Annotated in this window: 2 protein-coding genes; both read right to left on the reverse strand. The window is 66.1% G+C overall.

Translation table 11 applies throughout. The features are described 5' to 3' along the window. Window positions 1-34: 34 nt before the first annotated feature. Entirely contained in the window at window positions 35-532 is a 498-nt protein-coding gene (locus tag JOL79_RS33465; protein ID WP_210159952.1) for an HAD domain-containing protein, read from the reverse strand. Beyond that, window positions 529-1,782 carry an IS256 family transposase gene (locus JOL79_RS33470; protein ID WP_210159953.1) on the reverse strand — a complete coding sequence of 418 codons (1,254 nt, stop codon included), beginning with the start codon at window positions 1,780-1,782 and terminating at the stop codon, window positions 529-531. The genes JOL79_RS33465 and JOL79_RS33470 overlap by 4 nt, the downstream gene beginning before the upstream one ends. Window positions 1,783-1,892: the final 110 nt, after the last annotated feature.

Below are 1,892 nucleotides of genomic sequence, written 5' to 3' on the forward strand. Positions count from 1 at the left end.
GAGCAATTGTCAAATCCTGTGGATTGCGTGTGATTCACAGAGCTCGAAGCCATTGGTCGAGGGCTGCGAAGTCGTCGTCGGCGAGTCCCCGGTATGACTCCACGTGGTGGAGGAGAGCCTGGCCGCTATGGTGCGCGAAGACCCACTCCCTGTCGGCGTCGGTGATCTCGTCGTCGACCCAGGCGAACGGGCGCCCACCCGCCCAGTTCACCAGGGTCCGAGTCTTCCAGCAGAGCCCGAACCATTGGTCCTCGCGTTCATGCCTGTCGGATGGATCCGGCCAGCTCACGACGGGCAGCCGCGGTAGCCCGATCCGGGGTGCTATCTCGGCGTTCGCCTCGTCTTCCCAGGTTGTCGCCCAGACGAGTTCGCAGGGTAGCGCTGCCAGCCGGCGCCCCACCTCGGCGGTGAGTCGCGCCAAGCGCGAGTCCGGTGCGGTAACCCTCAGTGCGCGTTGCGGGTCCTCGCCGAACGGGAGAAGCGGCCCGTCGACATCGAGGAAGAGCAACGGGCGTTCGGCATTGCCGGTCATGCTGCGGTGACCTCGTCACGCTCGATGAGTACGCCGCGTTCGAAGCGGGCTCCGGCACGCACCAGAGCGACCAGGTGGGGTGCGTTGACCGAGCGCCAGCGTTGCTGGGCGGACTCGATGAGCTTGAATGTCATCGCCAGGGCCGCCGCGCGGGAACCGGCACCGCGGGTGACCTTGGTGCGTAGTCGGACAGTGGAGAATGTCGACTCGATCGGGTTCGTGGTGCGCAGGTGGATCCAGTGTTCGGCCGGGTAGTCGTAGAACGCCAGCAGCACGTCCGCGTCGTCGACGATCTTCTTGACGGCCTTGGGGAATTTCGCCCCGTACTGCCGCTCGAAAGTCCTGATGGCCTTGGTGGCCTGGTCTTTGTCCTCGGCGTTGTAGATGTCTGCGATCGCGGCCTTGGCCGCCGGCTGAGCCGACTTCGGCAGGCAGTCCAACACGTTCGCAGTTTTGTGTACCCAGCAGCGCTGCTCCTTGGCCTCGGGGAACACCTCGCGCAGCGCCTTCCAGAAGCCCAAGGCCCCGTCGCCGACCGCGAGATGCGGGGCGCGCATTCCGCGCCGTTCGCAGTCGCGCAGCAGGTTCGCCCACGATTCCGACGACTCCCGATAGCCCTCGTCCAGGGCTATCAGCTCTTTGCTGCCGTCGGCTCGGACGCCCACCAGGACCAGCACGCACGCCTTGGCCTGGTCCAGCCTGACCTTCAAATGCACGCCGTCGGCCCAGATGTAGACGAAGTCGGTCGCCGACAAGTCGCGCTTCTGGAACGCCTGATGATCGTCGCTCCACTGAGACGTCAGCCGCGACACCGTCGCCGACGACAGCCCAGCCGACGACCCGAGGAACTGCTCCAGAGCCGGAACGAAGTCGCCGGTGGACAGGCCGTGCAGATAGAGCAGCGGAAGCACCTCAGAGATCTTCGGGGTCTTGCGGGCCCACGGTGGCAGGATCGCTGAAGAAAAGCGCTTACGCTCGCCGGTCTCGGCATCGACCCGCTTGTCGTTCACCCGCGGCGCCTTGACCTGCACAGGCCCGGCCGAGGTTGCTATCGTCCGCTCGGCGTGGAACCCGTTGCGCACCACCAGACGGCGGCCGTCGGCGTCGCGAGCGTCAGCCAGCTCCGCCAAGTAGGAGTTGACCTCGGCCTCCAGGGCAGCGGCCAACATCCGCCGCGCTCCCTCTCGAACGATCTCATCGAGCAACGATCCGTTCGACGCCGCGCCGCCGGCATTGACTACGGTAAGCATGGGCGTGCCCTCCCAGCCGACGCGCCAACGTCGGCCTACTCAGTGACCTTCGAATCGATCACTCGGGAGGGTACGCCCCCGAGCCGATCCACAGGTTCTGAGCATTGCTC

The organism is Microbispora oryzae (assembly GCF_017896165.1).
GTDB lineage: Bacteria > Actinomycetota > Actinomycetes > Streptosporangiales > Streptosporangiaceae > Microbispora > Microbispora oryzae.